This is a genomic window from Pseudomonas sp. TH07 (assembly GCF_016651285.1).
Taxonomy (GTDB): domain Bacteria; phylum Pseudomonadota; class Gammaproteobacteria; order Pseudomonadales; family Pseudomonadaceae; genus Aquipseudomonas.
Window position 1 is genome coordinate 6,477,382 of record NZ_JAEKED010000001.1, and the last position, 24,884, is coordinate 6,502,265.

Annotated in this window: 30 protein-coding genes and 2 pseudogenes; 14 read left to right on the forward strand and 18 right to left on the reverse strand. The window is 61.5% G+C overall.

What is annotated here, in order from left to right:
* Positions 1–45: 45 nt before the first annotated feature.
* Together JFU57_RS29575 and JFU57_RS29580 are read right to left on the reverse strand one after the other, a co-directional pair.
* The gene (locus JFU57_RS29575; protein WP_078473313.1) at positions 46–216 is read right to left on the reverse strand and encodes a DUF2986 domain-containing protein; all 171 of its coding nucleotides are present in this window, start codon (positions 214–216) and stop codon (positions 46–48) included.
* A 56-nt stretch (positions 217–272) separates the two neighbouring features.
* A complete protein-coding gene (locus JFU57_RS29580) occupies positions 273–983 on the reverse strand; it encodes a phytanoyl-CoA dioxygenase family protein (protein WP_078473314.1) in 711 nt (236 codons plus the stop codon).
* A 256-nt stretch (positions 984–1,239) separates the two neighbouring features.
* Between JFU57_RS29580 and JFU57_RS29585 the strand changes: the two genes are divergently transcribed.
* Entirely contained in the window at positions 1,240–1,695 is a 456-nt protein-coding gene (locus tag JFU57_RS29585) for an SMI1/KNR4 family protein (RefSeq protein WP_201131708.1), read from the forward strand.
* 98 nt (positions 1,696–1,793) lie between these two features.
* Positions 1,794–2,159, forward strand: a complete 366-nt coding sequence (locus JFU57_RS29590) for a hypothetical protein (protein WP_201131709.1) — start codon at positions 1,794–1,796, stop codon at positions 2,157–2,159.
* Between the two features lie 63 nt (positions 2,160–2,222).
* Here the strand turns inward: JFU57_RS29590 and JFU57_RS29595 are convergent, their stop codons facing one another.
* From JFU57_RS29595 to JFU57_RS29605, 3 genes are all read right to left on the reverse strand, one after another.
* The gene (locus tag JFU57_RS29595; RefSeq protein ID WP_201131710.1) at positions 2,223–2,849 is read right to left on the reverse strand and encodes a LysE family translocator; all 627 of its coding nucleotides are present in this window, start codon (positions 2,847–2,849) and stop codon (positions 2,223–2,225) included.
* 199 nt (positions 2,850–3,048) lie between these two features.
* Positions 3,049–3,462, reverse strand: a complete 414-nt coding sequence (locus tag JFU57_RS29600) for a hypothetical protein (RefSeq protein WP_201131711.1) — start codon at positions 3,460–3,462, stop codon at positions 3,049–3,051.
* Between the two features lie 117 nt (positions 3,463–3,579).
* Positions 3,580–3,975, reverse strand: coding sequence for a MarR family winged helix-turn-helix transcriptional regulator (locus tag JFU57_RS29605; RefSeq protein WP_201131712.1), 396 nt, complete (start codon positions 3,973–3,975; stop codon positions 3,580–3,582).
* 134 nt (positions 3,976–4,109) lie between these two features.
* Between JFU57_RS29605 and JFU57_RS29610 the strand changes: the two genes are divergently transcribed.
* The 6 genes and pseudogenes from JFU57_RS29610 (at position 4,110) to JFU57_RS29635 (ending at position 8,278) form a co-directional block, all read left to right on the forward strand.
* A complete protein-coding gene (locus JFU57_RS29610) occupies positions 4,110–5,645 on the forward strand; it encodes an FAD-dependent oxidoreductase (RefSeq protein WP_201131713.1) in 1,536 nt (511 codons plus the stop codon).
* Between the two features lie 135 nt (positions 5,646–5,780).
* The gene (locus JFU57_RS29615) at positions 5,781–6,131 is read left to right on the forward strand and encodes a metalloregulator ArsR/SmtB family transcription factor (protein WP_078473320.1); all 351 of its coding nucleotides are present in this window, start codon (positions 5,781–5,783) and stop codon (positions 6,129–6,131) included.
* 7 nt (positions 6,132–6,138) lie between these two features.
* Positions 6,139–6,588 (forward strand): annotated as a pseudogene (locus tag JFU57_RS29620) (ArsB/NhaD family transporter); the annotation flags it as partial.
* 9 nt (positions 6,589–6,597) lie between these two features.
* Complete coding sequence (locus JFU57_RS29625) at positions 6,598–7,068, forward strand: arsenate reductase ArsC (RefSeq protein WP_201131714.1); 471 nt, start codon at positions 6,598–6,600, stop codon at positions 7,066–7,068.
* The gene (gene arsH, locus JFU57_RS29630) at positions 7,068–7,802 is read left to right on the forward strand and encodes an arsenical resistance protein ArsH (protein WP_078473322.1); all 735 of its coding nucleotides are present in this window, start codon (positions 7,068–7,070) and stop codon (positions 7,800–7,802) included. The genes JFU57_RS29625 and arsH overlap by 1 nt, the downstream gene beginning before the upstream one ends.
* Positions 7,803–8,062: 260 nt before the next feature.
* On the forward strand, positions 8,063–8,278 hold the full coding sequence (locus JFU57_RS29635) for a hypothetical protein (RefSeq protein ID WP_078473323.1): 216 nt from the start codon (positions 8,063–8,065) through the stop codon (positions 8,276–8,278).
* Positions 8,279–8,314: 36 nt separating this feature from the next.
* Here JFU57_RS29635 and JFU57_RS29640 read toward each other — a convergent pair whose 3' ends face one another.
* From JFU57_RS29640 to JFU57_RS29665, 6 genes are all read right to left on the reverse strand, one after another.
* Complete coding sequence (locus tag JFU57_RS29640; RefSeq protein WP_078473324.1) at positions 8,315–9,484, reverse strand: alpha/beta hydrolase; 1,170 nt, start codon at positions 9,482–9,484, stop codon at positions 8,315–8,317.
* Between the two features lie 177 nt (positions 9,485–9,661).
* Positions 9,662–10,249, reverse strand: a complete 588-nt coding sequence (locus JFU57_RS29645) for a hypothetical protein (protein ID WP_201131715.1) — start codon at positions 10,247–10,249, stop codon at positions 9,662–9,664.
* 16 nt (positions 10,250–10,265) lie between these two features.
* Entirely contained in the window at positions 10,266–10,877 is a 612-nt protein-coding gene (locus tag JFU57_RS29650) for a hypothetical protein (RefSeq protein WP_201131716.1), read from the reverse strand.
* Positions 10,878–10,985: 108 nt separating this feature from the next.
* Complete coding sequence (locus JFU57_RS29655) at positions 10,986–11,474, reverse strand: surface-adhesin E family protein (protein WP_201131717.1); 489 nt, start codon at positions 11,472–11,474, stop codon at positions 10,986–10,988.
* Positions 11,471–12,118, reverse strand: coding sequence for a hypothetical protein (locus JFU57_RS29660; RefSeq protein WP_201131718.1), 648 nt, complete (start codon positions 12,116–12,118; stop codon positions 11,471–11,473). The genes JFU57_RS29655 and JFU57_RS29660 overlap by 4 nt, the downstream gene beginning before the upstream one ends.
* Before the next feature lie 174 nt (positions 12,119–12,292).
* Complete coding sequence (locus JFU57_RS29665; protein ID WP_201131719.1) at positions 12,293–12,640, reverse strand: hypothetical protein; 348 nt, start codon at positions 12,638–12,640, stop codon at positions 12,293–12,295.
* Positions 12,641–12,801: 161 nt separating this feature from the next.
* Here JFU57_RS29665 and JFU57_RS29670 point away from each other — a divergent pair, with 161 nt between their 5' ends.
* Positions 12,802–13,512, forward strand: a complete 711-nt coding sequence (locus JFU57_RS29670; protein WP_201132231.1) for a hypothetical protein — start codon at positions 12,802–12,804, stop codon at positions 13,510–13,512.
* A 209-nt stretch (positions 13,513–13,721) separates the two neighbouring features.
* On the opposite strand, the gene JFU57_RS29675 is transcribed toward JFU57_RS29670, so the two are convergent.
* The 4 genes from JFU57_RS29675 to JFU57_RS29690 all read right to left on the reverse strand — a co-directional run bounded on the left by JFU57_RS29675 (position 13,722) and on the right by JFU57_RS29690 (position 17,193).
* A complete protein-coding gene (locus tag JFU57_RS29675) occupies positions 13,722–14,117 on the reverse strand; it encodes a hypothetical protein (RefSeq protein ID WP_078473374.1) in 396 nt (131 codons plus the stop codon).
* A gap of 520 nt (positions 14,118–14,637) precedes the next feature.
* The gene (locus JFU57_RS29680; protein WP_201131721.1) at positions 14,638–15,612 is read right to left on the reverse strand and encodes a hypothetical protein; all 975 of its coding nucleotides are present in this window, start codon (positions 15,610–15,612) and stop codon (positions 14,638–14,640) included.
* A gap of 243 nt (positions 15,613–15,855) precedes the next feature.
* Positions 15,856–16,242 (reverse strand): hypothetical protein, encoded by a 387-nt coding sequence (locus JFU57_RS29685; protein ID WP_201131722.1) that lies wholly within the window; start codon positions 16,240–16,242, stop codon positions 15,856–15,858.
* A 255-nt stretch (positions 16,243–16,497) separates the two neighbouring features.
* Positions 16,498–17,193 carry a DAPG hydrolase family protein gene (locus JFU57_RS29690; protein WP_020296166.1) on the reverse strand — a complete coding sequence of 232 codons (696 nt, stop codon included), beginning with the start codon at positions 17,191–17,193 and terminating at the stop codon, positions 16,498–16,500.
* A 97-nt stretch (positions 17,194–17,290) separates the two neighbouring features.
* Here JFU57_RS29690 and JFU57_RS29695 point away from each other — a divergent pair, with 97 nt between their 5' ends.
* Positions 17,291–17,947, forward strand: a complete 657-nt coding sequence (locus JFU57_RS29695) for a TetR/AcrR family transcriptional regulator (RefSeq protein WP_201131723.1) — start codon at positions 17,291–17,293, stop codon at positions 17,945–17,947.
* A 15-nt stretch (positions 17,948–17,962) separates the two neighbouring features.
* Here JFU57_RS29695 and JFU57_RS33380 read toward each other — a convergent pair.
* From JFU57_RS33380 to JFU57_RS29705, 3 genes and pseudogenes are all read right to left on the reverse strand, one after another.
* A pseudogene (locus JFU57_RS33380) lies at positions 17,963–18,174 on the reverse strand (nucleotidyltransferase family protein); the annotation flags it as partial.
* A 55-nt stretch (positions 18,175–18,229) separates the two neighbouring features.
* Positions 18,230–18,868: a helix-turn-helix domain-containing protein gene (locus JFU57_RS29700; protein ID WP_201131724.1), complete on the reverse strand. Its 639-nt coding sequence runs from the start codon at positions 18,866–18,868 to the stop codon at positions 18,230–18,232.
* Entirely contained in the window at positions 18,865–19,197 is a 333-nt protein-coding gene (locus JFU57_RS29705; RefSeq protein ID WP_201131725.1) for a type II toxin-antitoxin system HigB family toxin, read from the reverse strand. The genes JFU57_RS29700 and JFU57_RS29705 overlap by 4 nt, the downstream gene beginning before the upstream one ends.
* A gap of 316 nt (positions 19,198–19,513) precedes the next feature.
* Between JFU57_RS29705 and JFU57_RS29710 the strand changes: the two genes are divergently transcribed.
* The 4 genes from JFU57_RS29710 (at position 19,514) to JFU57_RS29725 (ending at position 24,808) form a co-directional block, all read left to right on the forward strand.
* A complete protein-coding gene (locus JFU57_RS29710) occupies positions 19,514–20,215 on the forward strand; it encodes a response regulator transcription factor (RefSeq protein WP_201131726.1) in 702 nt (233 codons plus the stop codon).
* Positions 20,215–21,576 (forward strand): HAMP domain-containing sensor histidine kinase, encoded by a 1,362-nt coding sequence (locus JFU57_RS29715; RefSeq protein ID WP_201131727.1) that lies wholly within the window; start codon positions 20,215–20,217, stop codon positions 21,574–21,576. The genes JFU57_RS29710 and JFU57_RS29715 overlap by 1 nt, the downstream gene beginning before the upstream one ends.
* A gap of 74 nt (positions 21,577–21,650) precedes the next feature.
* Positions 21,651–23,897, forward strand: coding sequence for a TonB-dependent siderophore receptor (locus tag JFU57_RS29720; RefSeq protein ID WP_201131728.1), 2,247 nt, complete (start codon positions 21,651–21,653; stop codon positions 23,895–23,897).
* A 20-nt stretch (positions 23,898–23,917) separates the two neighbouring features.
* On the forward strand, positions 23,918–24,808 hold the full coding sequence (locus tag JFU57_RS29725) for an alpha/beta hydrolase (protein ID WP_201131729.1): 891 nt from the start codon (positions 23,918–23,920) through the stop codon (positions 24,806–24,808).
* Positions 24,809–24,884 lie beyond the last annotated feature (76 nt).

A 24,884-nucleotide genomic window follows, 5' to 3' on the forward strand; every position in this document is an offset into this window, starting at 1 on the left:
GGGGGTTGCGCGCAACCGCGTCAGCAAGGTGAAGCCCTGCTCCATCTACACAGACTCGCTGTCGGCAGCCAGGTTTGCATCCTGATCGGCTTCAGCCGCCAGCTTCAGGCGGTCAGCCTTGCTGATGTATTTCGACTTGCTGGCAGGCGCCAATTTGGCACTGGCCTTTTTCGCGTGAGCTTTTAACAGCTGCTGGATTTTTTTACGACGATTCATAGGCTTCTACTCGGTCTTACAATTTTTGAATGAAATGGCCGCCCCGGCCTGGTCGCTCAAGCCGTGGGCACTGGCACCCAGTCAGCCGCTGGCGCCTGCCAGGGAAAATCCCCAGGCTCAAAGCGCTCACTCGTGTCCATCTGGATACTGCGCAGGCTCGCGGTCTGCTGATGTGAAGCGTAAAGCGACTGCGAAAAATAGCTGATCAACAGCGTACGGCGACGGGCGCCGCTGATGTTCAGGCTGCCCGCATGCACCAGGTCGACGTCGAACAGCAGGACATCACCCGCGGAACCTGCAAGCTGCACCGAGCGGGACTCGTCATTGAAGTCAAAAGGCGGCGCTCCCGGCTCAGGCCGATGGCTGCCGGGGACAATCCGCGTTGCACCGTTGGCGGGCCCATAATCGTCGAAATACACCAGGGCATTGGCAATGTCCCCTGGTCGTTGCGCCGACAGGTCGCGGTGCAACAGCTGATGCCCGCCCCCTTTCAACGGCTCTCGCCCCTCCACCTGGGACAGGAAAAACCGCTCTCCAATCAACTCCCCCGCCACCGCCAGCATCGACGGCAGACGACACAGCGCCTGCACGCAGGCATCGGTGTCCAGCTGCGAATGGCGCCAGTCCCTGCCCCTGGGCACCGGCCATTGTTCCGAGGGCTTTACGCCCGCGTCGAACACGGCACGCAGCTGATCCAGCCACTGCGCCGGGATCGCTCGGCGAAGCAGCACATAACCTTCTCGGTGCAATTGCTCGCGGTCAGTCATCGCGTGCTCGACTCCCTTGCCGTAACCCGTCCTGCACAACGGCCCGGAGCACGGCAGGCGCCGCGGGCAATAGGCGCAGGATGATAAAGCAAAGGTTTTACCCGTGCACATAAGCACCGCGATTGAAGGGGGTAATAACAACCGCCGGGGCGACACTCAGAAAAGAGCCGCCCCGCTCACGGCCCTGGCTACTGGCAGTCGTTGATAAATGTTTGAATAGCGCCCCGACATTCAATGATCGACCAGAGGCCCTGCTATGGAGTGGCATGTATTTTCAGAGGCCCATGAATCCTTGACCGATGAGTTGGTTGACGGCATCGAGAAAGTCCTGCGCTTCACCCTGCCCCGCGACTACGTTGAATGCGTCAAGCGCTTTCACGGCGGGCAACCCAAGGACCGAACCCTGTCGATCAACGTCAACGGCGAGCCCTGGGGCATCGGCTTCGGCATGCTGCTGACCCTGGATCCGCTACAGAGCTCGGAAAACATCATCAACGCGCTGGTGGCATTGCGAACCCACCATCAGCTTCCCGAGCACTACCTGCCGATCGTGGTGGGCGGTGGTGGTGACTACCTGTGCCTTGATTATTCCGAGAGCCCGCTGCTCCCCAAGGTGGTGTTCTATTTTCATGAACTGGGCCTGCCGGACGGCCTGTTTGAGGTGGCAGATTCATTCAGCAGCTTGCTGGGCATGCTGCAAGAGGAGCGCTGAAACCGCGGGTCACGCTGACGAAGAACTTGCCGCTTGAGGGAAGCTTGCTAGAGTCAAAAGCACTGCCCCCAAGCCTTTGGCGTTTTCAAGGATCGATCATGCCCACCACTCTTCAGTTATTTGCGCCTGATGTATTCCCCTCATCTCCTGGAGAGCAGAGGGCATACATAATTGCCGCCTTTCGAATTGCCCAGCGAAGTGATCAGCTCTCACTGATTGCCATGTCAAAAACCCTCTTGGAGTTTTTGCTGAAAAAGCGTGCGCTGGGCTACTGGGTCCAGAAAGGCTGGCTGATCGAGGTGGATCAAGGCTATCGCCTCACTGACCAGGGGCTTGTCATTTGCCAATCGGCTTTGGCAGACCAACTCGCCACCCACAACACGACTGCGGACCGGGTGGCCTACTGGGAGAACGAGTTCCGCCGCAACAGCCAACTCCCGCGCGCGGAAACCTTTCGGATCTGAGGTGGTTGTTCCCCCGAGCGGACGGACCGCCCCGGTGCGCTTCCGCTCATGGCCAAACCCGCCTTACTGCTGCTGAAAAGCCACTTTCACCCCGAGCCCGACAAACAGCGTACCGATGATTTTGCCTTCCCAGCGACGCAGCCTTGAAAGGCCCTTGAGGCACTGGCTCAAGGGGCGAATGGCGATTGAAAGCAGGCTGGTATAAACCGCACTGAGCCCCGAAAAGATCAAGCCCAGCACCGCGAATTGACTCAGGGACGAACCCGATTCCGGGTGAATGAACTGCGGCAGGAATGCGAGGAAGAAAATCGCGGTTTTCGGGTTCAGGACCTCCGCGCCCACCGCCTGGAAAAAGGCCTGGCGCGAGGCCACATCCGCCAATGGCATGCTCCCAGTAGTGCTCGATCGAGCAAAAAAAGCACGCGCCCCCAGGTAGATCAGGTAACAGGCACCCGCCGTTTTCACCACATTGAACGCGAGCGCAGACGTCATCAGAATCGCCGACAGCCCCAGCGCAGCGCTCAGCGTATGGATCAGATCCCCCGTCGCGACGCCCAGCCCGGTGGCAATACCAACCTTGCGTCCGCCCTGCAAGGTGCGTGTGATCACCAACAGCACGGCGGGGCCGGGGATCAGGAAAAGACCGATAACGACGGCTACGTACGTCACGATAGAGGCCAGGTCAAACATCACGAGTCACCTAAAGGCAGGGCGGGACCACAGTTATCCTGAAGTGCAGTTCGAAAGCAAACGCTGTGTCCAGGTCAGAGGTGGGTCGGATGCGGTCATTGGTCAAAGGCCGTTAGCGGACAAAAGCGGTCATGCAGGTTTAAGGCTGTTGCGCGCCATCGTTCCAAAACAGAAGTTGCGGGGCGTGATTTTCCACCCGTCAAAAGGCAACCTCGCACCGTGCTTCAGCGGCTTGTACTCGTAGGGTCAGACCAGACTCGAAGCGCAGGACAAGATGATGATCTGGATGAATGGTATCGGTGAGGTAGCAGGTTTTTGTCTCGGCATCGGACTCCACCACGCCAATCGACTGTATAACTCGACTGTCGTCGCCCACCTGGTTTTCATCTGTTCCACTCGCTGAAAAGTAGTCAACCTCATGGAAGCTGATGGTGATTTTCCGCGCTTCTTCCGTCGGCACCCAGGCTTCAGTTCGTCGAGTAAAGCCAAGTACAGCCAAACGATTCACGATGTCGTAATGGATGGCAGTGGCTTGGTAGAAGTTATGTAAATCGTACGCACGGCCGTGAATCTCGACCTCGATATGCCCGAACACGAAACCATGGAATTGCATGGATTAACCCTGATGATCTGCCGGTAGGCATGCATCGTACGGTATCGCCGCAATGGTCGCCTCTGGCGGACAACAGCCGCTGCCGCCCGCCCCTGCTACCCCTCTGCGCTAAAACCCCTACTCCACCCCATCTCCTTTAATCCCCTGCGCGAACTTGCTCATCAGCCGCACCAGATTCTCCACGTCCTGCTCCTCCCAGGTGGAGAAGATCGCCAGGCCGATCCGCTCCCGTGCCTCATCGACGCGATCGGTCATGGCTTTGCCTTTGGCGGTGATAACGGACTCGCGCACGCGGCGGTCGGCGGCGCTGGCCTGGCGGTCGATCAGGCCCAGGCTCTCGAGCTTGGCGACCTGGCGGCTGACGGTGGTGTAGTCGCGGCCCACGCGGTCGGCCAGTTCGACCACGCCAATCGGCCCGAGACGCTCCACCAGCACCAGCAGCGGGAACAGCGCTCGGTCCAGGGAGATCCCGGCTTCGCGGACCATGGCCTCGTCGCGCTGGGGGCGGTTCATGACGCCGACGATTTCCACCAGCGCGCCGTGAAGCTCGCGAAGCTGAGCACTAATATGTGTATTTTGCACTTTATTTGTTGACACGCTTTTGCCCTCGCTCAAATATGTGCATCTTGCACGCTTTGGAGCGGATTATGAAACAACCACTCGCTGTTCAGGTGTTGATTTGCGGCGCGGGCGCTGCCGGTTTGACGTTGGCGATTGATCTGGCGCGAAGGGGCATTTCCCTGCGCCTGATCGAAAAAGCCCCGCAGCCGTTCCATGGGTCACGCGGCAAGGGGTTGCAGCCCAGGACCCTGGAGGTCTTCGAGGATATCGGCATCCTCGAGCGGATTTGCGCCATCGCGGGCGCTTATCCGCCTGAGCGCCGCTATCACGACGATGGCTGCCATACCGATGCCGAGGTCATCCAGCACCAGGTCCCTACCCCTGCCGAACCCTATCAACAGCCGCTGATGTTGCCGCAATTCCTGACCGAACAGCTGCTGCGCGAGCGCCTGCTTGAACTGGGGCAGCAGCCGCAGTGGGGCTGCGAGTTGCTGGGTTTCGAGCAGGATGCCGACGGGGTCAGCGTGCGCCTGGCCGGCAAAAACGGTGAGGAGACCCTGCGCGTGGGTTGGCTGGTGGGCGCCGATGGCGGGCGCAGCCTGGTGCGCCATGAGCTGGGGATCGGCTTTCCGGGCAAGACCCTTGGCGTGCGCGCCGTGGTGGCCGATGTGCAGGTGTCGGGGCTGTCTCGCGACTACTGGCACCGTTTCGGCGATGGCGATATGACGCGGCAGATCTCGCTCTGCCCGCTGGCCGGGACCGATCAGTTGCAAATCCAGGGCCCGATCCCCCTGGAAGGCGAGATCGACCTCAGCGCCGACGGCCTGACGGCACTGGTGGCGCAGCGCACCGGGCGCGACGATATTCACGTGCACGCGGTGTCCTGGGCCTCGGCCTACACCATGCATGCGCGGCTGGCCGATCAGTACCGTGTGGGCCGGGTGTTTCTGGTGGGAGATGCGGCGCATATTCATCCGCCCACCGGTGGCCAGGGCCTGAATACCAGCGTGCAGGACGCCTACAACCTGGGCTGGAAACTGGCCGCGGTGATCCATGGCGCGCCGCAGTCGCTGCTGGATACTTATGAGGAAGAACGGCGCCCCATCGCCGCCTCGATGCTCGGCCTGGCGACCCACCTGCTGGAGGCCCAGAAACGTGGCGATATACGGCGCGGCCGCGACGTGCAGCAGCTGGATATCGGTTACCCGCAGTCCACCCTCGCGCTGGAGCAGCCCAGTCGCACCCTGGGCGTGGCAGCCGGCGACCGCGCCCCCGATGCACCGATACGCAGCGCCTCCGGGCACCGCTCGCGGCTGTTCAACCTGTTCCAGGGCCCGCACTGGACCTTGCTTGGCCATGGCCTGGAGCGCAGCGCCGTGCGACCTCGGCCCGGGTTGCGTATCCACAGCGTCGGTCCGCGCGGCGACGTGCTGGACGATCAGGGGCACTGGCAACAGGCCTACGCCCCGGCCCTCGGCGACTGGCTACTGATACGTCCGGACGGCTACATCGGTGCAATCATCAACCACAACGCGGTCGAGGCCCTGGAAAACTACCTGCAGCAGGTCGGCCTCGGAGCGGCCACGGCCGGCAATGGCGAGGAGACCCCGGCCACAGACTGAGGACCGCGCAAGGCGATCCTGTGCTGCTCAAGGTCGAGCAGGCAGGAACGCAGGCCGCTGAATCGCTCCTAGCGCCTGATTTATTACATATGTATATTCGCATATACGAAAAAACGTATATTAGGTGACACACCCATGAACCTGCTGCCTCCCGCTGTCTTCAAGTGCCTCGGCGATGAAACCCGCTGCCGGATCATGCTGATGCTCTGCGCCCAGGGTGAGCTTTGTGTCTGTGAACTCATCTGGGCACTGGATGACAGCCAGCCGAAAGTCTCACGCCATCTCGCGCAACTGCGTACATGCGGGCTGCTGGAAGACCGCCGTCAGGGCCAGTGGATTTACTACCGCCTGCACCCGCAGTTGCCGCAGTGGGTCAACGACGTACTCAGCCTCACCCTCGAGGCCCATCGAGCCTGGGCCGACGGCGACAGCGAGCGCCTGGCGTCCATGCCCGGCCGCCCTGTGCGCGCAGCCACCTGCTGCTGACCCTTAGATCCGGGACTGTACGATGTTGATCGCGGCTTCAATTTTCGCTCTCACGCTGCTACTCGGGCTGTTTGCCCTTGAGCCCCTGGGCATCCTCATCAGCGCGGTCGCGGCGGCTTGTGCACTGATCCTGTTGGTGATCGCGGGCCTGACCCATACGTTCGCGGCGCTTCTGGACAGCTTCGCCGCCCACGGCCTGTGGGCCGCCACCCTAGGCGCCGGGGTCACCGCGGCGCTGCTCTCCTCCATCATGAACAATATGCCCAGCGTGCTGATCGGCGCGCTGTACATCCAGGGCAGCGAGGCCGGCGGCCTGATCCGGCAGGCCATGATCTACGCCAACATTATCGGCGCTGACCTGGGGCCTAAGATCACGCCCATCGGCAGCATCCTCACCCTTCCCATCCTGCTCGTGACCCTGGCCGCACGGGCCTTGCGCCTGAGCCTCCACGCCTAGGAAACGCTGATGAAAGTCCTGTTCATGTGTACCGCCAATAGCTGCCGCAGCGTGCTGTGCGAAGGCCTGTTCAACCTTATGGCCCCCCAAGGCCTGAGCGCCGCAAGCGCCGGCAGCATGCCGAGCGGGCGCCTCAACCCGCGCGCAGTGAGCACCTTGCAGGCCCTGGGCGCAGATACCTCGGCCCTCTTCAGCAAGGGTTCCGACAGCTTCGCCGAACACCCGCCCGAGGTGGTGATCACCGTGTGCGACCAGGCTGCCGGCGAACCCTGCCCGGTGTACTTCGGGCCCGCCCTGAAAAGCCATTGGGGCTTGGCCGACCCGTCCGAGGTTACGGGTAGCCCCGAGCAAATCCAGGCCGCTTTTGACGCCACCGTCATCCACATTCGCCAGCGCCTGACGGCGTTTTTTGCCCTCGATCTCAACGCCCTCGGCCCAGCGGAGCTGAAACTGGTGTTGAACCGCATCGGAGACCTGTAATGAAAGCGTTCACCCACGACACCCCAGACGACTGCCCCAGCCTGGACCTCGCGCTGCTCGACGTGCCCGGCCCTGAAAAGTTGGTGCCGCCCGAGCAGCCCCAGCACAAGCCGCGCATTCTTCTGCTGTACGGGTCGACTCGCGAGCGCTCCTTCAGTCGGCTGCTGACCCAGGAAGCGGCGCGCATTCTGCAATGGATGGGCGCAGAGACCGTGATCTTCGACCCCTCCGGCCTGCCACTGCCCGATGACGCCCCCGAGGATCACCCCAAGGTCCGGGAATTGCGCGACCTGGTGCTGTGGTCCGAAGGCCAGGTGTGGTGCTCTCCGGAACGCCACGGCTCGATATCGGCGGTGTTCAAGGCGCAAATCGACTGGATTCCCCTGACGCAGGGAGCCGTTCGCCCCTCACAGGGCAAGACCCTGGCCGTGATGCAGGTGTGCGGTGGCTCGCAGTCCTTCAACACGGTCAACCAGCTGCGGGTGCTCGGGCGCTGGATGCGCATGGTCACCATCCCCAACCAATCGTCGGTGCCCAAAGCCTTTCTGGAATTCGACGAGAGCGGGCGGATGAAGCCATCGCCCTACTACGACCGGGTGGTGGACGTGATGGAGGAGTTGATGAAGTTCACCTGGCTGGTGCGTGGCAAGGCCGCGTACCTGGTGGATCGTTACTCCGAACGCAAGGAAAGCGCCGAAGCGCTCTCCACGCGGGTCAACCAACGCGTCCTCTAAACCTGCCGGGCCGATTCAAGCCCTGCACTCACCGCTCGCGCACCACGTAAGATAGCCAGCGCCCTAATGCCGATCAGTTAAGCGATAGAGCGAGCACAAAATAACCTGTGGCGAGGGAGCTTGCTCCCGCTGGACTGCGTAGCAGTCCCATTTTTTGGGCCGCTTCGCGACCCAGCGGGAGCAAGCTCCCTCGCCACGAGTACAGCGATCGTCCTTAACTGACTGGCATTAGCCAGCCCCCCCTCTTTCAGGAGCCCTGAATGCATTGCCCTACCTGCGGTGAATACGGAGACCTGGTGCTGCTCAAGGTCAAACGCACCGGCGCCCAAGTCATCGCCTGCACCGAGTGCGATTCGCTGTGGAAAACCGTGGATGTGACCACCCTCGGCGAGCCGCTGCTGGATGTGGCCGACTATCTGCGCGAGCACCACCTGCCCCCGAAATGGAGCGAGCTGGAGCTGTTGCGCAGGGTCTGAGCCGTCCCCGGCTCCCTGCGCAACAGCCCACACGGGCTAAGGCATAAAGCGCCAGTACACGCCATTGGCATCACTCACCTGCGCCAGCTTGCGCCGCTGCCCTGGGCGCTTGCCGGTGTTGATGATGTTGTAGATGTCGTAAATCAGCGTGGTCGAATCACCGTAGTACGAGTGGCTGAGAAAGTCGGTCGTGATCAGGCTGGCGTCGACCGTATCGATGCCCGGCACCACCAGCAGGTTGTCCGAGACAAAACCCGCACGCGGGTATTTGTGAAAGGTCTTGGAGGCCAGCAAAGCCAGGTCCTTGTCCGAGACGTACATGGTTACCGGCCATTTGGCAGGGCTGATGCCGGGGACGATTTCATCGGCAAACACATCGGAATCGATATCCGGCGCCGCCAGGATCACTTCCTTGATCTTGCTCCGCAGCTTGGGGTGCTTCAGGTTCAGCGTCACCAGGCTGCTGGCCACGGCGCGATTGCCCATGCTGTGGGCGATCAGGTAGACCTTTTTCACATGGGGCTGTTTCAGGTAGTCGACCAGGAAGCTGTAGAACTTGGTCTTGGCCGCCTCCACCGCGGCTTCGTCGGGCACGTACTCTTCGGTCCTGCCGGCCGAGGGCCAGCTGTAGAAGGCCGGCACACCTTTGAAGTCCAGGTCGTAGGCCATCTGTGCGGTGCGTTTCGCGGCGTCTTCAAATGCCACGTTGTAGCCGTGCACGTAGATGAAGCTGGAGCCGTTTTCCTTGAGGCGATGACTGATCAGTTGCTCAAACTCGGCCTTGGGCACAATACCGCCGCCGAGGATCGAGACATGCTTATCCGGATTTTCCGACCACTCGAGCTTGAACCAGGACGGGGTCTCGACCACTCCGGTCTTGTGGTCGAACGGGATCTTCACATGGCAGTAGCCGTAGACCAGGGCCTTGCCGCGCTTGGTGCCCAAGGCATCGACGCAACCGGTGGCGGACAGCACATTGCGGTTGCTGGCAAAAAACACGGTGACGATGCCGGTCATCTTATCGACGAACTGATTGCGCGCCGGGTCCGCGTCCTTGGGCAAGGTGCCAGTGGCCGCCCCATCGACAGGGGGCTGCCGGTACGGGTCATAAGTGCCCTCGCCGTCCTGCAGGCCTCTGCCCCCGCTGCCGCAGGCACTCAAAACAGCCAGCGCGGCCAGCAACAACATGCGCACGATCGCATCCATTCGTATCGGTTCCCGGGGTGTGGGCTGAGGAAAAACAGCCCGCGGATTTAATAGAAATACGCCACGGGTGTCCAATCAAGATCGTGTGGCCGCCGGACCCGCGGGCAATAAAAAACGCCGCTGACCCGGACCCGGCCCAGCGGCGTTGCAGTTGCATCGATGCTGCGTGTGCGTCACCTACAACAGGCGGCGTTGCACGGCTTCTTCCAGGGTGCTGCGGGCCAGTTCCTGGACCACCTCACGGGTGTCCTGCTGGAACGGAATGGTCACGATCAGCAGCAAGTGCATCCAGGTGCGCACCGATTCGCTTTTGCGGATACGCCCCACTTCCTTGCCGTCCTTGTCCTTGAACACGGTTTCCAGGGTGAAGGTGTTTTTCGCCGTGCTCGGAATGATAAAGAAGGTCGCGCCGGTGATGATGGCCGAGGCCATGTTGAACTGCTCGTTGTTGTACAGGGTGGCTTCGGCGTACAGGTCCGAATCGACCTTGTCGGTGCTGACCCGGCTAAAGCGCCCGGACTGGCGGAACGCATCGGCCACTGCTGCTTCCCAAGCCACGGCCGGGGTACCGCCAGCGGCATTGGCCGGTCCGCCGTTGACCTGATTCATGGCAGTGGTGCGGACAAAGGCGCTGGGCTTTTGCGCCGGCGCTTCAGCGGTCGGTGGCCAGGCCTTGACCGGGGTCAGTTCGTGTTGCGAATAGGACACGCAGCCGCTCAGTAAAACGGCGGCCAGCACCAGAACGTGCTTGATGGAACCCAACATAGGTTGCTCCTTGAACTTACTGTTTCGGCAAACGGGCGGTGGCGGTGTCGAGCAACTGCGAGACCAGTTCGGTCAGTTGCTTGGCGCCCATGGTCGGGGCCCAGTATTCACGCCCGTACAGGCCGACATTGCGCTCCAGCTTGAGCTGCTGCTTGCTGCTGGCCAACTCCTTGCCGTCGCGGTCGACCACGACCAGGTCGCCGGCCAGATCGAAGCTGTCGACGTAGATCGGCCCGTTGACCCAAATCCAGATGGTCAGGGTCAGCAACGCCCCGGGGAAGTAACCCGGATGCGGCCCGCGGTGGCCCTTGAGGGAAGTCATGTTGAATTTCAGCACCACGTCGCTTTCACCAAGGCGCGTCGGGTATTCGCTGACCTGATTGAAATAGGCGCCGGCCTTCACGTACTGGTTGAGCTGGCTGGTGAGCGAGCGGCTGATGGCGGTGCGGGTGGCTTCATCGATACCGGGGGCGGACACCACTACATCGGCCAGTTGCGCGGTGCGCGGGCTGGTGACCGGGGCCTGGTGCGGCGGTGCGCCAACCGGCCCGGTGACGTTGTAGGAAACACAGCCGGTCATCGACAACGTGGCGATAAGGGCCGCGGCCTTGAGCAAGGTTTTCAACACAAAACTTCCTTATTAATGGGCAAACAACATCAACGTCTCGACCCGGGGGCCGCGAACTTTAGGAAAAAACTCGGGAGAACGTGGCGCGGCCGGGCTGCGGCCGCATCGTTAATGGGTTGGGGCCTTGAACGGCGGCGCACCCAGGCGCGCCGCGTCGATGCCGCAGGCCATATTGCGCAATTCGCCCAGCAACGATTGACGGGGGAAGCCGGCCCATTGCGGGACCTCCTCCTTGCGCATGACCTCGACGCCCTGGGCAAAGGGCTCGGAAAAATACACCCGGCCAAACTGCGCCGTCTCGTCGCGCTCACAGTTGATCACCCGGATTGCGCGGGAACTGTTGATCGGCGGTTTACCACTGAGTTGCGTCGGCTTGGCGTAATTGTTGACCAGATAGAACTGCCGCAACTGCGGGTTGTTCTGATACAGGCCCAAGGAATTGGCCGCAAAGTAAGTGGCCAGCTCCGGGCTCTCCACCACCTTGAACATGCCCAAAGGCGCAGCCGGCGGCGCTTGCGGTACCGGCGCCTGCTGCACACCGCCATGGCTGCAACCGCCCAACAGCAACACCGCGCTCAAGCACCAAAGCCGGTTCATTGGCCAGCCCCTTTCGCCATATCCGGTCGCTCCTGCTGCAGCAATCGTGCATCCACATTGCCCTGCAACGAGCAGAGCAACCGGGTCTTGCCCTCTTCAACGCTGAGCATCAGGATCTTCTCCGCCGAACCCGGTGCCGGGGCAATGCCCGAAGCCGCTGCCGGGTTGTCCTGCCATGGTGCATCGGCACTGAGCTTGATCTGCGGCCGAGAAATAAAGTACTCCCCCGCCTCCTGCCAACCCGCTTGGGGCAACACGGCCATGATCGCCTCACGGCTGGCATCGACCTCAAAACCCCAGAAGTAGTAGGTGCCCATCTCCCCCAGATCAAACACCCGATCGTAATAGCCGGTCAGGCGCAGGCCCTGATCGTCGAGGGGCTTGGAGAACGACTGAAGCGCAGTTTGCGTCTCACGCCGGTCAGCCACCGGCACCCAGGCCAGGCCGCGCTTGTCGTCCTGGGCCAGTTTCACTACCCGCGCCAGTTCGCCGCGCTGGCTGTACAGGGTCTTGAAGAATGCAGGCTGGCACTGGGTCAGGCTTTCAGTAAGGTTGGCGGCCATTGAGCTGTTGGCACAGAGGCCGAGCAGCAGCGCCAGTAATGGCTTGGCGGTGGCACGGGGAAAAAGGCGCGGCAGATCCATTGGGTGGAGGCTTCCTGATGGGGCGGAAAAATAGGCGACTTTAAACCGGTGATGGCGTTGGGACAAATTTGTGTGGGGGTGGGGGCTGTTTGCTGTACTACGAGGCTGATAACGGCAAGCGATGGATGTTCGAGCGAGGGGCTGCTTGACCAGCTCGGCCCTGCGGTTTTCGCGTTACCCGCTTCGGTGGCGTGTCGCCCATCGGGTCTGCATCACCAAAGCCGGCAGCAGATCACCTGGCCACACTGTTGTATTTCCCATGAGCAGCAGCAATACCTGCTCGATCTTTGGCTGTGAATCAGTAAGTTCGCGGGCCAGGTCAGTAGCAACGTGCCCATGCAATTCAACTTGACCGGTTTTAATTATCGGAGCTTTCAGTTCACTGGCCAAAAACAGGGTCGTCGTAATTTGAAGCGATTTGATTTCGGCAATACGCAGGCCGCAGACAAAGTATCCGCACAAATGAATCCGGACTTCGCGCTCAGCGCGATGTACAAACACCTGCGCCGCGTAGTTCCTCAAGATAACGCATTAGTACATCTGCCCTATTGCCTGGCGCTTTACATTGGGATCACATCTGCTCAGCTGTCACTCCGTCCTCGACGCCCAGCTTCTACGTTATTTAAACCCCTTGATGGAACTTGAAAAGGATCTGTTTTTTGAAAAGTTTAACCACTAGAAAAATGGTTTTAAGCTCGTTGATTTTTGCGGGCTCTACATGGACCGCCGCAGCGGTTGGCGCGACAGGTTCCTCGGCCCCGTGCACCAACGAAGCGGATTTCCAAACAGGCACCGTCGTGGAATATGAAAGTCGCGATAACGTGTCGCCGGTGACCAGTCGCAACAAGTCTGAAACCTTGGGTCGAGAAGACTTTGCAGGAACCAATCCGGTGGCGGTATCACACACCACGTTCATGAACAGTGCACCGGTGTTTCTCACCACTACTTTTTCGCAAATCAAGGACGGCAAGTTGATTCGTTATGGTGATCGGCACGGCGTCGGCGATTCATTGACCACGACACGTTACAACCCTCCCGCCGCCACCCCGGTAGATTTTCAACCTGGGCAGACAGTCACTATCAATTACAAGAACCAAGTCGTCAGCAGCGCCGCAACGATTGATTTCGACGTGACAGAAAAGCTGACATACAACGGGCGTGAAACGATCAAGACGCCGCTCGGGACCTTCGAGACCTGTCGCTTCACCAATGAAGTTTCCACAGGACCAATGTCCGGCGATCAACCGATACAGAAGGTCATCGTCCAAAACTGGTTTGCTGCCGAGGGGCCGTATCGCGGGCAGTCAATCAAGTCAGCCAGTCGCTCTGGCAGCGATGGGCAAGAGCGGGTCGTTGAAGTGATCAAGATGAGCTATGAGACTCGCGCCAACTAAACATCTCTCGTCCTGAAGCACGGAGAACAGTTCTTCTGGTTAACGGACGCACTGACGCTGTGTTTGCCACCGTTACAGTGCCTGGTTGTTTCGGCAAAGTCGGCAAGGGGACGCATCACTGGATGCCGTCCCCCTTGATATCGACAAGCGAACCGCTTGGCGTGTTCAGGCGTCAACCTACACCGCGGTCTTATCTGAAGTGGGATGCTTCAATAAAGTTTGTAGTTATCCACCACGTCATTCACGAAGTAAATAATCAACCGAGATCCCTTGGCCTGGCCTTGACCGTTTTGAGCGCTGGCCACACTGCCGACATCATTGGCTACACCCTGGGCTTTAGACACTTGCGCCGAAGCGTCATACAACTTCGCTCTTGCATCGTTCGAGACATATTTGTTGGCCAAGGCCATATACTTATCCAGACCTTCTTCGCTTTTATTGTAGGTCCAATTGGAGCCGTTGCTGCGACTCGCCGAATCAAGTTGCTCTTCTGCCGGAGCCCCGAACAATTGCTGCACCTGAGTCTTGGTAGTTTTACCCGAAACAATGGTTTTCTTCAGGTAAACGGCGTCGTATTTTTGTGCCCCCGGGTTCAAGGAACTCATCAAGTCGCCGGTATTTGCACAGCCTCCCAATACCCCAGTCAGCAAACAGAGTGCGAATCCGACTCTGAGTTTATTCATATATTTTAAGCGCATAGACTCACCTTGAGGTGTGTTCAGAATTGTTCAAGTCCGACCGAGTTCACGGAAGCTCACCAGCAGAGTGCAATCAATCGACTTATTGGTTTTCACTGCAGACAGACACGCAGGCGCACTTCAAATCTGACATTGGAGTAGATTCCGCGTGCGTACTGGCTACTGTGTTGGGCTTATACAGCTTATGTGGGCGGGATGAATCGATGCTATAGCACAGATGTGCTATAGGCGGCCAATACCGAACTACCTAGTATGGCGCGGCATATAATGGAGACTTGTATAACTCAAAAACTTACTTGCGCCACTGTTTACAATTGCATTATCGAATCAGCATAAACAAAATCAAAAACATGAAGTATGAGTCACCGTTTTATCTGTTGCGATACGGCATTGAGGCCCTGAAACCCCTAGTGAAGCATCGCCTTCATCAGCCCTTGCGCCGAAAGGAGAACACGCTACCGCTGCAGCCGTTGTCGTCCAGCAGGTAGACGTCGAAAGTCTTGCCGACGACGGCGTAGCTGACCGTCACGACGCCCACTTCATTGGACAGATAATTGCCCGCCATTGCCGGCGCGAAATCGATCGCGTCGCGGGCGAGCAGGTAGAGATGTTCGTTATAGACGCTGGTGGCGGGCGACAGCGACTTCAGGTGATCCTCCATTACGCTGTTGGGGGGCTGGCTGATTTGGTACTCAATGCCAGCGTTGTGGGGCTGGCTGATCTCGTACTGCATGCCAGCGTCGCGGTACGGGATCGACAGCAGCACCTTGCCATCGACGCTCAGGCGCGTGGCGAGCGAGGTGTCCAAAGTGACCGTCATGCGGTTGAGCCGGTGCAGGTCCTCGCGTGTCAGGCTCACGTTTGAGACCTCGACGTGCCCATCCTCAACCACCGAGAAGTTCGATTTCCATCGGCCTTTGTCTCGCCACGACTCCCACACGCCGCTGGGGCAGCCCACGCCGCTGACCCTATCGAGCGCGTAAGTGCCGATCGCCTGCGCGAGCATCTCGCGCTTCGAGCCAATGATGATTTCCGAGGTCTGATGCGCGTAAACGGGCAAGCGCCGGTCGCCATCGGCCGAGGCCCAGTTGCCGTCGAGCGTGTCACTGACCAGCTTGCCGGTGAAGGTGCCGGTGCGTTGGCCCGCACTCCCGAACGCGTTCATCGTCAAGGCCCCTGATGGGGCGATCTCGCCGCTCAGGAAGAGATCATTGCGCTTGCCGGCAGGGCGATAGCTTCCCGTCAGCCTGCCGTCGACATTCTTGAGATTCATCGTAAACCCATGGCGATCGCCGATGCGGCCGGCGAGGGTCTTGTGGAAGTACTGAGGGTCGGCCAGCGCCGCGGTGGCGGTCACCCAGGACACAAGTACGGCGACGATCTGCAGGGCTGGACGAAACATGGACAGCGCTCGGCATTGAAGGGGTCGCAATTGTGACACTCCGTGCCAACCGGTGACACGCGACCACGCGCGGAAATCGCTTGGCTGGAAGAAATTCTCAGCCTAATGATCGTCAGCATGTTCGGACCAGGCTGCCACGGACCGCTCCTGGCCGGAGCTGTCGTAGGGTGAACGTCAGCCAGTGGCCGAATGAAGCCAGTTAGATGCGCTCATGAAACAAGGGCACTTCAGTGTTCAGCAGCACTAAACAGAACCTGATTTAACCGCCACACCAAAGCCGACCATTACCAATAGCAGCCCAATCACGCTCCAGTGCAACACTGCCAGCTTGCGTTTAAGGGACGCTGGAAAGTGGGCTAAATCTTCGGAACTTAGCTCGCCCCTTTTCAAATAAAACGCAGGGAAGGTCACTAATCCCGCAATGCCACCTACGAGCAGAAGTTTTCCCCAAGGCCCAGCATGTCGAAGCGGAGCACGCGTCATGATGGCTGAGCAATTTTTCAGGTGTTCCAACATCAAATCCATCTTCGTGTAAGCCAGGTACAAACAGCCCCCAATCCAAAGAATAATCCCTGTCAGATCAATGAGGGCAACGGACAGGAGTAGCTTGTCGACAACGTTCAAACTCATTTTCCCGCCTCATGGATCTTCTCACCGGCCCATTCGCCTGTAGCCCTCAGGCTCTCCAGCGTAGGAGCCTGCACAGCGGGAACTGCGTGTTCCCGTATCTCTTCAGTGTCTCCGGCCCGAGCGCCAAGTGTTCAGCGATGGCGCCAGGGTTGTGTCGAGCCCCAAACCCAACAACCGACCAACCGTCGCAGCTTGTTTCCTTATCCCCCTTCAGCGCCCACTGCCTGAGCGACGGGGCTGGGTACGCACCCCGGCTTACCAGCGCAACGATGGGCTTGCGTCCTTGCGTGTCTCGGCCAGGAACAGTGCTGGCAGAAACGCCGCAAGATAGCTGAACTCCGAGTAGCAATGTTGAAGCAGCCCCAGGCCCAGTTCATCCGGTACTTCGGCTCGCGGATCGCGGCAGGAGCGGCCAAGGATGAAGCGGCTGCGCAGCACACATCCGGTATCGGTATCGCGGACGAGGTGGATCATCTCGCCATCGGTCGGGTCGCCGTTCGGGTCAAGCTCCACATCCGCGCCAAAACCGATTCTGGCGCAGATGATGGCGGACACATGCTCGCGCCGGAAGGCCTCGCGCAGCGCCGGGTCGGCAAAGACATCACGGGGGTCATGGAACTTGAGGGTGGCCTCCACGGGCGGGATATCCCCCAGGGACTCTACGGCGCGAATGGTCGCCCCGATGTAATTGACCCCTCGGACCCACTGCTCGTCCCAGCCCTTGTGCTCGATATGGTCGTAGGGGTGCCACCATTTGATGTGCTCGGTGGTTTCAAAAAAGGTAAACCACCAATCGAGCATTTTGCCTTTGCAGCCGCGCAACTCATTGTGCACGCAGACCATCAGGCAGCCGTCGGGCAGCCGGGTAATGCCCATTTCAAGGTGCAGGGGCGTCGGCGACAGCATGGCCGAATGGTCGCTCCAGGGTGTCGCCAAGGTGGAAGATTTCATGCCGCGCTCCTTTTAGGTCAGGTCGCATTATTATAGAAACGCTTAGCGTTTCGCAATTACCCGATGATAAAGTCCGCCCGCCACTTCAGGAGCCTTTATGAGCAATGACATCCAGCCGGCAAAACGCGGGCGGCCGGCCCGCTCACAGGAACAGACAGTCGAGCTAATCGTGAGCGGGGCAACGCGCCTGCTGCTGAGCCAGGGTTACAGCGCGACCACCATGGAAGGCGTCGCGGCGCACTGCGGCCTGGCGAAAAAAACCCTGTACCGCTTCGCGGCCAACCGAAGTGAGCTGGTGGGCTTGGTGATTGGGTCCTGGACCCAGGGGTTTGCCGATCTGTTCGACGAAGACCCGCTCGCGGCGGACGATTTGCTTGCCGTGTTGGGCCGACTGCTGGGCGCGGTGGCGGACAGGGCGCTCAGCGACGATGCGGTCGGGCTGTTCAAGCTGCTGACCCAGGACTTTGCGGAGCGTAGCTTGGCCCTCGAGGCCTACCAGGCCAATGGCATCGAGCATGCGACCCTGCTCCTCACCAACTGGCTGAGCAGGCAGGCGGCCAGGGGCCTGGTGACCATCGCCCAACCCCAGGTGCTGGCGCGCATGATTTTATCGCTGGTGATCGCCGAACCCTTGCGCAGAAGGGCCTTGGGCCTGGAGCTGGCGGATGACAGGGCTACCGTGGCCAGCCAGATCGAGGGCTGCATGCAGTTGCTGTCGGGGCAGGCGTTCAGCCTGAAAGCGGCGTGCCGCTAGCGCTGTTCAGCCACGGCCGATGCAGGTTCCAGCAATCAGGTAACGATCGATACCGTCACTGGCCGACTGCAATTGCGAATACGGCCGGCCAAAACGCTGGCTGAATCACAGATGGACCCGAGCCTGATTCCTGACCTCGAGAGTGGCATCCAGATCTTGCGGAGCTGTTGAGCCGAGTGGATGACTTCATTTTCGGCCTCCCATGACAGGTCGTCATCGAAGTAGAAGGTGATAGGCGCCGAGCGTTCCTGGCGAGTGAGGCCATACCGAGCAGATACCTGCCTAGCCCCGGGGCTGGGCTTTACTTGGCTGGCTGTGGCTTTTGGAAGCCACCTGTTGGTACTCGCCGCTGTCGGCGGTTTTCTCTGGACGCAAGGTCACAGGCTTGTTGCGAAAGCGGTTATGCACTGAGGTTTTTTTGGGCTTGGGCCGAATGCTTTCGGGATGAGCGGCCTTTCCCGAGGCGGCCGACAGGAAAGCCCCGGGTTCCATCGAAAACCGCTCTGCCAGCGCGTACGCCATCTTGTGACTGATGGGCCGCGCGCCAGCGAGCACCTTGGACACCGCTGTTTTATCGCCAATTTCAGGGAGGTCCGAGCCGGTGAGCCCGAGGGTTTCCATCAGGTCCTTGATCAACTGCACCGGGGTGCAAGTCGCCTCAAACGCGGCGTTCGATTCGCGAAACTGCTCGGCGTCGCGCTGGTAGGCCAGGATTTCGTCCTCGAGCTCGACCAGGATTTTTTCCTCGACCTTGCTCAGTTCACGGCCGTCGGTGAGTTCATCGAGCAGGTGAGTCGCCCGCTCATAGTCAGCGGGGGTCTTGATGCCGTGCACAAACTCACTGCGCAGGCGTTCCAGCACCGCGTGCAGCTCGCCCAGGGTTGCGATCACGGTTTGAAGGTCATTGCGGGCTGCGCTCATCGTTTTACCCCTTTGTTTCTGGCATACCAGGCGCTGGCAACGTCGTAGTCGGCATGCGTGTAGATGTGTTTGACGTAGAACTTCTGCCGGATGTAGTTGACCCCGCCCAGAACCCTGAGGTTATTGCCGCCTACGTCGATCACGACCCAATTCATGGCCGCTCTTGGCTTGAACAGGTCGACCCCTTGCGGACCGAAAAGCGCTTGCAGGTCCGCGAATTCTTTCGGGCGTGCCATTCGTAAAAGGCGAAGGCAACGATCAAGCCCGGCTTTGTCGTTCGGATACAAAATCGCTGCATCGTCGAAGCGTGATGGTATGAGAACGTCCATAGGCTTCCCTGTCTATAAATCCAGGCTACACTGGTTGTGTTTTTTAACAACTGCTGTTCGTCGACTGCCTGAAGCGTAAAGGGCTTGCCCTGCGCGAGGATCACCTGGGCTTTTGCCCAGCGTTGGCAAGCGTCAACATCTACAGTGGCGGCAGCGTAAGTGCCGTGGCTGGAGTGGACAACCGGCAAACCGTCGCAGCTTATTTCCTTATCGCCCCCTTCCCCTGCGGCACATCCCCACAGGCAATTGCACAGCCCCGGCCCTTTCATGCATCATCCACAAATGTTAAGCATTCTCATTTAAGCATCTGCCCACCATGACTCCTCATCTGCTGCTGGTCGAAGACGACGCCCGCCTGCGCAACGACCTGCACCTGCACTTTTGCCAGCGCGGTTTTTCCGTGACCGCCTGCGACAGCGGCACCCAGGGCCTGGCAGCGGCGCGTACCGGGCATTTTGATCTGGTGTTGCTGGATATCATGCTGCCCGGCATGGACGGCCTGGCCTTGCTTGAAACCCTGCGCAGCGACCAGGACTTGCCGGTGATGCTGATGTCGGCCCTGGGGGCCGAGCAGGATCGGATCAGCGGGTTTACCCGGGGCGCCGACGATTACCTGCCCAAGCCCTTCAGCCTGGCCGAGCTGGATGCGCGGGCCGATGCCTTGTTGCGCCGCGCCGCGCGGTCCCAACCCCAAGCGGCGCGGGCGCTGCCCCAGGCGCTGGGCAGCCTGGATTTTGACGAACTGGCGCGCGATGTGAGCCAGCAGGGCCAATACGCCGGGCTGACCGACTCCGAATACCGCTTGCTGATGACCCTGCACGAGCACCCCGGCGAGGCGCTGAGCAAGGCCTTTCTGTACCAGAGCGTGCTGCACCGCATCTATACCCGGCTCGACCGGGGGCTGGACGTGCACGTGTGCAACCTGCGGCGCAAGTTGGCGGCGATTGGCGCCCAGCATTTGCAGATCCAGGCCGTGCGCGGCCAGGGTTATATCCTGGTGGACACGGAGCGCAGTTGATGCGGCGTCATCCGCTGTTATGGAAACTGGCGCTGCTGCAAATCAGCTTTTGCCTGCTGCTGACCTGGATTATCTGGATCTGGGGCCTGTCGGCGGAGCGTCGCACTTACTTCCTGGAGCCCGCAGACCGCCTGTACCTGGCGCAGTATGCGCAGCAGGCCGAGGCAATCTGGCGCGCCCAGGGCAGCGCCGGCGTCGAGGCGTTTCGCCAGCAGCTGGCGGACCGCGAGGACACTTGGGTCGCGGTGCTCGGCCCACGCCTGGAAAGCCTCGGCACCACGCCGCTGGACACCGAGGATTACCGCCACCTGACCTTTATGCGCAAGCTCGATTGGCCGATGAGCCGGCGCCTGCAGGATGAATTGCCCTACGTCAGCATCGCCTTCCCCGAGCAACCGGCGCAGGGCCAACTGGTGCTGCAATTGCCGGAGCGCCTGCTGCCCCGTGGCCTTACGCCCTGGACCCACGTGCTGAGCCACGGGGTGATGCCGACCCTGCTCGCGGCCCTGCTCGGCCTGTTGCTGTACCGGCAGTTGGTGCTGCCGCTGAATCGCCTGCGGGACCGGGCCGACGCACTGCGCGCCGATGACCTGGAGAGCGAGGGCCTGGGCACGCCGCTGGTCAATCGCCATGACGAGCTGGGCGAACTGGCCCAGGCCCTGGAGCATATGGCCGAGCGCCTGCGCCAGAGCCTGGGCCAGCAGCGCCTGCTGCTGCGTACCCTGTCCCATGAACTGCGCACGCCCCTGGCGCGGCTGCGGATTGCCCATGACAGCCCGCTGCCGCCGGAGCACCTGCGTCAGCGCCTGGACCGGGAAATCAACGACATGCAGCGCCTGCTGGAAGACACCCTGGACCTGGCCTGGCTCGACACCGAACGCCCGCAACGCCCCAGCGAACCGGTGCTGATGCTCTCGGTGTGGGAGGCCCTGCGCGAGGATGCCTGCTTTGAAAGCGGCTGGGCGCCGCAGCGTCTGCGCTGCCTGCTGGGCACCGACTGCTGCGTGCAGGTGCACCTGGACAGCGTGGCCCAGGCCCTGGAAAACCTGCTGCGCAACGCCATTCGCTATTCCCCCGAGAGCGGCCAGGTCACCCTGCGGGGCTGGCGTGAAGGCGCGTATTGGCACCTGTGCCTGGAAGACCAGGGCCCGGGGGTCGCCGAAGCCGACCTGCAGCGTATGTTCCTGCCCTATCAGCGCCTGGAGTCGGCCAGCGGCGACGGTTTCGGCCTGGGACTGGCCATCGCCCGCCGCGCCATCGAGCTGCAACAGGGGCGCTTGTGGGCCAGCAATGGCACGCCGGGATTGTGCATGCACCTGCTGTTGCCGGCGGCGCCGGAGCCGAAGTGTTTAGAAAGTTAATGCGCTTTACTCTCAAATAGCAGTCATTATCATTCGTGACCTTCCTGTTTCAGGCTGACTTCCGGAGATCACCGATGTCGTTCCCTTCGCTGCGTCCTTTCGCCCCTTTCCTGCTGTCCAGTTGCTGCCTGCTGCCCTTGGCCGTGCACGCCGCGGTGGAGGCCGAGAACGTCCCGCAACCGGGGCTGGAACTGCCGGTTCAGAGCATCGTCGCCACCGCCAAGGAGGAGACCAAGCAGGCACCCGGGGTGTCGGTGATTACCGCCGAAGACATCAAGAAGCGCCCGCCGGCCAACGACCTGTCGCAGATCATCCGCACCATGCCCGGGGTCAATCTGACCGGTAACTCCACCAGCGGCCAGCGCGGCAATAACCGACAGATCGACATTCGCGGCATGGGCCCGGAAAACACCCTGATCCTGGTCGACGGCAAGCCGGTGGGCAGCCGCAATTCGGTGCGCTACGGCTGGCGCGGCGAGCGTGACAGCCGGGGCGACACCAACTGGGTGCCGGCCGACCAGGTGGAGCGCATCGAGGTGATCCGTGGCCCGGCGGCGGCGCGTTATGGCAACGGCGCGGCAGGCGGGGTGATCAATATCGTGACCAAGCAGGCCGGTACCCAGACCCACGGCAATGCCACGGTCTACACCTCCTTTCCCCAGCACGGCAGCGAGGGCGCGACCAAGCGCATGAGCTTTGGCCTCAATGGCCCGCTGACCGACACCCTGAGCTACCGGGTCTACGGCAATGTGGCGAAGACCGATGAGGACGACGCCGACATCAACGCCGGCCATGAGTCGGCGCGCACCGGCAACCAGGCCGGCACCCTGCCCGCCGGCCGCGAAGGGGTGCGCAACAAGGACCTCAACGGCCTGCTCAGCTGGCACCTGACCCCGGAGCAGACCCTGGACTTCGAAGCCGGCTTCAGCCGCCAGGGCAACCTCTACACCGGCGACACCCAGAACACCAACAGCAACGCCACGGTGAAGAGCCTGCTGGGCCACGAGACCAACCGCAGCTACCGCGAAAACTACTCGCTGACCCATCGCGGCGAGTGGGATTTCGGCAGCTCCATGGCCTACCTGCAATACGAAAAGACCCGCAACAGCCGGATCAACGAAGGCCTGGCCGGCGGCACCGAAGGCATCTTCAGCAACAGCGGTTTCTACACCGCGGTGCTGCGTGACCTGACCGCCCACGGCGAGGTCAACCTGCCGCTGCACGCGGGTGTCGACCAGACCCTGACCCTGGGCAGCGAGTGGGTCCAGCAAAAGCTCGACGACCCCAGCGCCAACACCCAGAGCACCAACGAAGGCGGCAGCGTCAGCGGCCTGACCAGCAGCGGCCGCAGCACCGACTCCTCGGCGCAGATTTTCTCGCTGTTCGCCGAGGACAATATCGAGCTGCTGCCCGGCACCATGCTCACCCCGGGGCTGCGCTTCGATCACCACAGCGTGGTCGGCGACAACTGGAGCCCGTCGCTGAACCTGTCCCACGCCCTGAGCGACAGCGTGACCCTCAAGGCCGGCATTGCCCGCGCCTACAAGGCGCCCAACCTCTACCAGTTGAACCCCGACTACCTGCTATACAGCCGCGGCCAGGGCTGCTACGGGCAGACCACCAGTTGCTACCTGCAAGGCAACGCCAACCTCAAGGCCGAAACCAGCGTCAACAAAGAGCTGGGCCTGGAGTACAAGGCCGACGGCGTGGTGGCGGGCCTGACCTACTTCCGCAATGACTACAAGAACAAGGTGGAGTCGGGCCTGGGTTCCGTGGGCAGCGCCAGCGGTGGCACCGGGGCCTATGCCAACGCCGCGGTCTACCAGTGGGAAAACGTGCCCAAGGCCCTGGTCGAAGGCCTGGAAGGCACCCTGACCCTGCCCCTGGCCGAGCAACTGACCTGGAACAACAACTTCACCTACATGCTGCAATCGAAAAACAAGCAGACCGGCGACTACCTCTCGGTGACCCCGCGCTACACCCTGAATTCGATGCTCGACTGGCAGGCGACCCAGGACCTGTCGCTGCAATTGAGCGTGGCCTGGTATGGCAAGCAAACTCCGAAAAAATACGACTACCACGGCAACCCCGTGACCGGCACCTCGAGCAATCAGCTCTCGCCCTATGCCATCGCCGGCCTGAGCGGCACCTACGCCCTGACCCGCAACCTGAGCCTGACCGCCGGAGTCGACAACCTGCTGGACAAACGCCTGTACCGCGAAGGCAACGCCCAGGGCGTGACCAATATCGCCGGGGCCGGCGCCGCGACGTACAACGAACCGGGGCGCACGCTCTACACCAGCCTCACCGCGTCGTTCTGACCCGCTTGCGAGATCGCCTGATGAAACACTTTGCCCTTTGCCTCGCGCTGGCTTTGGCCCTGGCGGGCCCCACCGCCCAGGCGCAACCGGCGCCGGAACAGCCGATGGACACCCGGCTCTTGCAGCAGCCAGGCCTGGCCTACAGCTTCAACAGCCTGCTGCTGGATTCCGCCGACGGCCAGCGCCACTACCAGGTCTGGATCGGCCGCCCGCACCAGGCCGCGCCCAAGGATGGCTACCCAGTGCTGTGGATGCTCGATGGCAACGCCGCCCTCGGCGCGCTGGACGCCGGGCAGCTGCAAAAGCTCGCCGCCGGCCAGGCGCCGCTGCTGGTGGCCGTGGGTTACCAGACCCCGCTGCGCATCGAACGCACCGCACGCACCCGGGACTACACGCCCCAGCTACCCGGAGCCGAGCAGAAAGACCCATTGACCGGCCAGCCCAGCGGTGGCGCCGAGGCTTTTCTTGAGCTGCTGCGCCAACGCCTGCGCCCGGCGGTGGCGGCCCAGGCGCCCATCGACACCGATCGGCAAACCCTGTGGGGCCACTCCTACGGCGGGCTGCTGGTGCTGCACGCGCTGTTCACCCGCCCCGGTGAATTCGCCCATTACGCGGCCGCCAGCCCGTCGTTGTGGTGGGGTGATGGCGCGATCCTCGGGCAACTCCCGGGCCTGGCCCAACGCCTGGACGGCCATCCCACGCAGTTGCTGCTGATGCGCGGCAGTGCCGAGCCCGCCACCCCCCGCGGCCCGTCGACCGAACCGGCGGATGCACGGGCCCGGCAGTTGGCCGGGGAGCTGCGCCAGATCCCGGGCCTGAGCCTGGACTACCACAGCTTCGACGGCCTGAGCCATGGCGAAACCCTGGGCGCGTCGCTGGCCTATGTGATGGAGCAGTTGTACCTGCGCTGATCGTTCAGACTGCGCGCCGGCAGCGACCTCGCTTTCGCCAGCCGGCGCCGCAGCCACACCCCCCGTCAAGGCCGAA